Below are 6,016 nucleotides of genomic sequence, written 5' to 3'. Positions count from 1 at the left end.
GTCTACCCGGACGATTTCTCGAACCTCGATCGGCACGTGTCGGAGTACGACGGGATCGTCCTCGGCCACACCCACGTTCAGGGAGTTCGCGAGGTGGCCGGCGGCTTCGTCCTCAACCCGGGCAGCGTCGGGCAGCCGCGCGACGGCGACCCGCGGGCGGGCTACGCGGTCCTCGACACGACGGCCGACGGGAGCGACGCGGTCGAGACGCACCGCGTCGAGTACGATATCGACCGCGTCGCCGAGGCGGTCCGTGAGGCCGACCTCCCGGAACTGACCGCGGACCGGCTCTACGAGGGGGAGTGAGTCAGGCGTCGTCGCCGACCTCCACGCCCAACTGCTCGTAGCAGAACGCCCACGAGTCGGTCTGCTCGTCGACGATCATCGAGGCGGGCTTGCCGACGCCGTGGCCGGTCTCGGACTTGGTCCGCAGGAGGAACGGGCCGCCCTCGGCCTCGTTCTGGAGCCGCGCGGCCATCTTCCGAGCGTGCGAGGGGTGGACGCGCGTGTCGCTCGCCGCCGTGGTGAAGTACACCGGCGGGTGCGTCGCCTCGGGGTCGACGTTGTGGTACGGCGAGTACGCCCGGAGGTACTCGAACGCCTCCGGGTCCTCCGGGTGGCCGTACTCCGTCGTCCACGACTCGCCGAGCAGGAACCGGTGGAACCGCAGCATGTCCAGCAGGGGGACCGCGCACTGCGCGGCCGCCCACAGGTCCGGACGCTGGGTGACGACCGCGCCGACCGAGAGGCCGCCGTTCGACCCGCCGGCGACCGCGAGGTGGTCCGTGTCGGTGAGCCCCGACTCGCAGAGCGCCTCCCCGGCGGCGACGAAGTCGTCGAAGGTGTGCTGCTTGTCTCCCAGCATCCCGGCCTCGTGCCACGGCTCGCCGTACTCGTACCCGCCGCGGGCGCACACCGCCGCGAACGCGCCGCCGTCCGCGAGGAACGGGAGCCGGAACCGGCCGAACGAGGGCGTGATGCTGTTACGGAACCCGCCGTAGCCGTACAGCTGCGTCGGGCGCGGGCCGTCGACGGCGACGTCCTCGCGGTAGCAGACGAACACCGGGACCTCGGCACCGTCCGTCGAGTCGACGAACCGCTGTTCGACGACGAGGTCGTCGGGGACGGGGAGGTCCACCGAATCGATCGCCGTCGACGAGATCTCGGGCGCGTCGCCGTCCTCGTCATGCTCAGCCTCGTCACGCACGTTCCCGACGGCCTCGTCGTCCTCGACTTCCGGCGCGTCGGCGAGGTCGAGCCCCCGGACGGCCGGCGGTCGGTCGAAGCCGGTCAGCCCGAAGAACGCCTCGGGCGCGTCGCGGTTCCCGGAGACCCACGTGACCGAGCAGTACGAGGGGAGCGAGACCTCGGACAGGCGCGTCCCGTCGCGGTCGTGGACCGAGAGCCGGGAGTGGGCGTCCCGCTGGCGGTGGACGAGGAGCCGCTCCGGCGTCGGCACGACCGACTGGATGATCCCCTCGCTGCCGGGGAGGACCTCGCGGCACTCCTCGAAGGAGAGGTCCCCCTCGCGGAAGCGGTCGACGGAACAGGCGAGCAGCCGCCGTCGGGGCGCGCCGTGGTCGGTCGAGACGAACGCGGTCCCGTCGTGGAACCGGACGGACGTCTCGGCGTCGGTGTCGGTCAGGACCGGCCGGAGGTCGCCGTCGACGTGGACGTACCACTCGGTGCCGCCCACCATCTCGGAGAAGGCGACCGCGAGCAGCCCCGAGTCGGGGTCGACGGTCACCCGCGGCCAGACGTGCTGGTCGTCGTGTTCGAGCAGGACCGTCTCGTCGTCGGGGCCGTCGGCGAACCGAAACCGGCGGATCTCCTTGTCCATCTGCGCGCCGTCGGCCGCGCCGCCGGTGGCGACGTAGACGAGCCCCCCGCCGTCGGCCGCCCACGCGAGGCTCCCCGCGTTGACGCGGCCGCGGTCGGGGAGGACCGCGACCTCCTCGACGCCCGCGCCGTCCCCCTCGGTGGCCGGTGACTCATCCCCGGGCTCACTCGGGTCCGGCACCGACAGCACCCGCACGTCGTAGTTCTCGTCGCCGCCCTCGGTGACGCCGATCGCGACGCGCTCGCCGTCGTGAGACGGGACGTACCACGCCATCGACCGGGGCGGGCGGTCGTCGTCGCGGTTCGCCGGCCACGCGTTCGGGTCGACGAGGACGCGGTCCTCGCCGTCGGGCGCGTCCCGGACGACGAGGCGGGCGTGGTCCGCGCCGGGTTCGCGGACCGTCGCGAAGTACCGCCCCTCGCGGACCGTGATCGGGCCGTAGTCGGCGACCTCGACGAGGTCCGCGAAGCGCGGTCGGAGCCGGTCGCGGAGCCCGTCGTCGAGCGCGGCGTCGACGTGGGCGTTCTGCTCGTCGGTCCACTCGCGGACCGCGTCGTCGTCGGCTTCGAGCCATCGGTACGGGTCGTCGACGTCGACCCCGTGGAGGGTCTCCGTCACGACCTCGCGTCGGGTCTCCGGCGGCGACGGGGCCGGAGCGGATCGGCGCGACATACGTTCGACTGTCGCCGGCGACGCAAAACGGCTGGGGTCGCGGCGGCCGCGGCCGCCGGTCGGCTCACTTCGCGGCCGCCGGATCGACCGCCCCCGCCACCGCGAACGTCACGGCCACAGCCCCGCGACGAACAGGAGGTTCCGCGCGGCGACCAGTAGCGAGAGGACGCCGACGCCGGCGCACATCAGCGTCGCGACGAAGCGACGCGTGCCGCCGGCGACCGCGACCGGGACCCCGATGACGGCCATGCCGACGGCCTTCGTGAGGAGCATCCCGCCGAGGAGACCGAACCGGGAGATGAACAGCCGACCGACGGGCGACCCCTCGACGTACTCGCTCCCGGTGAGCGCGACGTACGTCGTCCCCACGTCGGCGGCGATGCCGACGAGCAGGAGACACCCGGCGACGGCGAAACGGGAAGGCACTGACCGGGCGAACGCGGTACGGAAGCATAAATCACCGGGCGCGCGGTCGGGCCGCGGCGACGCCGCGACGCCGCGCCGACCGGCCGGAAGCCGACCGCGTTGGCTGGCCGACGACCGCGCACAACACGCTTCAATTTAAACCGCCGGGAGCCGTACGACCGGTAATGAGTTCGTCCGACGACGAGTACGAGATCGCGGTGGTCGGCGGCGGGCCGGCGGGGCTGACGACCGCGCTGTACGGTGCCCGCTTGGGGCACGAGACGGTGCTGATCGACCGGGGCGGCGGCCGCGCCGCGATGATGGCCGACACGCACAACGTGATCGGCGTCACGGAGGAGGTGTCCGGCAACGAGCTGCTCGCGACCGGTCGCGAGCAGGTACAGTCGTACGGCGGCACCTTCGAGCGCGGCTTCGTCACCGACGTCGAGCGCACCGACGACGACCGGTTCCGCCTGTCGACGAACGACAGCCAGATCCTCGCGGACCGCGTCGTCCTCGCCACCGGGTTCTCCGACGAGCGCCCGGAGCCGCCGCTCCCGCGGAACGCGAAGGGGCTCCACTGGTGTCTCCACTGCGACGCCTACATGTTCGTCGACGAGCCGGTGTACGTGATGGGCCACGGCGAGGCCGCCGCCCACGTCGCGATGATCATGCTGAACATGACCGACGACGTGGACCTCCTGACGCGCGGCGCGGAGCCGACGTGGAGCGAGGAGACCGCGGCGCAGCTGGAGGCGCACCCCGTCGAAGTCGTCCACGAGGACGTGAGCGGGATCGAGAACGACCCCGACTCCGGCTGGCTCGAGGCGATGGAGTTCGAGGACGGCACCCGCCGCGAGTACCGGGGCGGCTTCCCGATGTACGGCTCCGACTACAACACCGCGCTCGCCGAGGGGCTCGGCTGCGACCTGACCGACGGCGGCGAGATAGACGTCGACGACCACGGCCGCACCAGCGAGGACGGCGTCTTCGCGGTCGGCGACATCACGCCCGGCCACAACCAGGTGCCCGTCGCGCTGGGACAGGGAGCGAAGGCCGGCATCGCGGTCCACAAGGAGCTCCGCGAGTTCCCGCGCTCGACCGAGGATATCGCGCAGGACGGCCCCGTCGAGGAAGACGAGGTACCCGCCATCCCGCCGCATCTCATGGCGACCGCCGTCGCCCACGAGGGGCACGCCGGCGGTCCGCGCGAGTCCGCGGAGGTCGAGAGCGCCGAGCCGCCGGCCGCGGACGACGACTGATAGGGTTCAAACCTAGCGGCGATTTTTTTTCGTCCAGAGAGATTCTACGAGTCAGTAGATTCTCTGCGGTACTCGTGACAAGATTCGCTGACCGAGTCGGAAGGTAGTTTTTTCAGTTGTTTCGCCCTAATTACACTATGTCGAGCCAATCTGGAACACACCCGGCTCACGCCCTCCGATCGCTCCGGCTCAGACACTTGTGGACCAAGCTGATCCTCGCGCTTGCTCCAATAGATGGTCTGAAAGAAGCACGTCAGCAAGTGGTCAGTCTTTTTCTTGAGGCCTATCTGGAGATCGACGAATTTCAAGACGCGTTCGACCAAAGTAATTCGGACCTTCGAGGGTGGGCTGTCGAACCGTATGACCACATCACCGACTATGACCCACATGAAGCGGTGACGGCTCTGCTACAATTTCCCGAAAAGGTCCTATCGAAGACCCGTAACTTCCTGATTGTCGCCTTCGCCACTGGTTCAGTACTTTCTATCAACTGGTTGTGGGCGCTCGCTGTTGATGGTATTCAGCTGATCGGAGTAATTAGAGGTCATATTCCTCGGACGGTCATGGCAGTGGTAATTGTCTATCTGTGTCTCCTGCGCGCTGACAAGCTCATTCACCAGACGTTAAGTGGAGAGCTTCGGGTCGGTCGAGCAAGAGTACAGACCCGCCGCCGGGCACAGATTGTGGGCTACGGCGTCTGGAATCGTTCTCTGATTGGACGAAGTGGATTATTCTTGGTTGGACTATTCTACATTCTCGGTGCTCTCCCGGAGCTACCTGTAGTCGGAAGACTGTTTGAGGACCCGGTAAGCTGTGTAATGGGAATTATCTCTGGGAACATGGATATCTTACACCATTCTGAAGGCGTACTTGACGCGATCTACCGTCTCGGTAGAAGACACTACTAGACGATTGACAGGACGAGACGCCAAGAAATGCGCCGGCCGGGACTCCCGCGAGCGCAGCGAGCGGGAGGTCGGCCGGCGCACGACCGAAGGGAGTGCGCCGGCCGGGATTTGAACCCGGGCCATGAGCTTGGAAGGCTCAGGTCCTACCACTAGACCACCGGCGCTCGCGTCGGTCGATGACGCATCTACACGTAGGCGGAACGAGTTTCATAAGCGTTCCGTGTTCCGGCAGACGGCCGGACCGCGGTCCGGCCGCGGCCGCGATTCGGCGACTACGTATATTTAAAGAACCACGATACTGAGGGCGTCTCCCAGCGCCTTAGAACGCTTTTCAGGCGATTAGAACCCGCTATGGTACATATGTGTGTACCCACCCAACGTACACCCGTGAGGTGACACCGATGTCATACCAATCGAGCAATCCCCTGGTCGGCGAGGTCGAGTTCGCCCTGGACGGACCGTGGGCGACGTACTGGATCGCGTTCCTGCGCGTCGTGACCGGGTGGTGGTTCTTCCACGCCGGGTTCACGAAGCTCCTGACCGACGGGCTCGCGTTCAGCTACGGCCCGGCGTACATGCAACAGATGAGCGGGACCGTCCTCGGCGGCATCCCGGTCTGGATGGGGAACAACCTCGCGTGGCTCATCGCGCCGGGGGTGCCCCTCTTCGAGACGCTCATCGGGCTGGCGCTGATCGCCGGCGCGCTGACCCGGCTCGCCGCGTTCGGCGGGGTCATCTTCATGTCCCTGTTCTGGATCGGCAACGCCGGGTTCGGACACGGCGTCGTCAACAGCGACCTGATGGGCCTCCTGCTGTTCATGACGGTGATCGTGTTCGCGGCCGGTCGGTACTACGGCCTCGACGCGCTCATCGAGCAGACGGCGCTCGTCAAGCAACACCCCAAGCTGCGGTACCTGCTCGGCTGAGAG

General features: G+C 68.1%; 6 protein-coding genes and 1 tRNA gene. 4 read left to right on the top strand and 3 right to left on the bottom strand.

Translation table 11 applies throughout. From position 1 onward, the window contains the following. Positions 1-306: metallophosphoesterase family protein (locus tag C464_RS08210; RefSeq protein WP_006113191.1), on the top strand; the 306-nt coding region annotated here is incomplete at its 5' end. 1 nt (position 307) lies between these two features. Here the strand turns inward: C464_RS08210 and C464_RS08205 are convergent. Further along, complete coding sequence (locus tag C464_RS08205; protein ID WP_006113189.1) at positions 308-2,512, bottom strand: prolyl oligopeptidase family serine peptidase; 2,205 nt, start codon at positions 2,510-2,512, stop codon at positions 308-310. A 108-nt stretch (positions 2,513-2,620) separates the two neighbouring features. Next, complete coding sequence (locus C464_RS08200) at positions 2,621-2,938, bottom strand: hypothetical protein (RefSeq protein WP_006113188.1); 318 nt, start codon at positions 2,936-2,938, stop codon at positions 2,621-2,623. 164 nt (positions 2,939-3,102) lie between these two features. Between C464_RS08200 and C464_RS08195 the strand changes: the two genes are divergently transcribed. Together C464_RS08195 and C464_RS18495 are read left to right on the top strand one after the other, a co-directional pair. After that, positions 3,103-4,179, top strand: a complete 1,077-nt coding sequence (locus tag C464_RS08195) for an NAD(P)/FAD-dependent oxidoreductase (RefSeq protein ID WP_006113187.1) — start codon at positions 3,103-3,105, stop codon at positions 4,177-4,179. 137 nt (positions 4,180-4,316) lie between these two features. Next, positions 4,317-5,087 carry a hypothetical protein gene (locus tag C464_RS18495; RefSeq protein ID WP_152420914.1) on the top strand — a complete coding sequence of 257 codons (771 nt, stop codon included), beginning with the start codon at positions 4,317-4,319 and terminating at the stop codon, positions 5,085-5,087. Between the two features lie 93 nt (positions 5,088-5,180). On the opposite strand, the gene C464_RS08190 is transcribed toward C464_RS18495, so the two are convergent. Then, positions 5,181-5,251: transfer RNA gene (locus C464_RS08190), tRNA-Gly, on the bottom strand. A gap of 237 nt (positions 5,252-5,488) precedes the next feature. Between C464_RS08190 and C464_RS08185 the strand changes: the two genes are divergently transcribed. Continuing rightward, positions 5,489-6,013 (top strand): DoxX family protein, encoded by a 525-nt coding sequence (locus C464_RS08185; protein WP_006113186.1) that lies wholly within the window; start codon positions 5,489-5,491, stop codon positions 6,011-6,013. Positions 6,014-6,016 lie beyond the last annotated feature (3 nt).

Origin of the sequence: Halorubrum coriense DSM 10284 (assembly GCF_000337035.1) — an archaeon.
GTDB classification, from domain to species: domain Archaea; phylum Halobacteriota; class Halobacteria; order Halobacteriales; family Haloferacaceae; genus Halorubrum; species Halorubrum coriense.
Note: the sequence above shows the minus strand (reverse complement) of the source record. Positions and strands in the feature narration are given on the sequence as shown.

What these genes read in the sequence shown, in the direction of transcription:
- C464_RS08205 (WP_006113189.1), bottom strand. Translation starts at nt 2,512, where the DNA reads ATGTCGCGCCGATCCGCTCCGGCCCCGTCGCCGCCGGAGACCCGACGC.
- C464_RS08195 (WP_006113187.1), top strand. Translation starts at nt 3,103, where the DNA reads ATGAGTTCGTCCGACGACGAGTACGAGATCGCGGTGGTCGGCGGCGGG.
- C464_RS18495 (WP_152420914.1), top strand. Translation starts at nt 4,317, where the DNA reads ATGTCGAGCCAATCTGGAACACACCCGGCTCACGCCCTCCGATCGCTC.
- C464_RS08185 (WP_006113186.1), top strand. Translation starts at nt 5,489, where the DNA reads ATGTCATACCAATCGAGCAATCCCCTGGTCGGCGAGGTCGAGTTCGCC.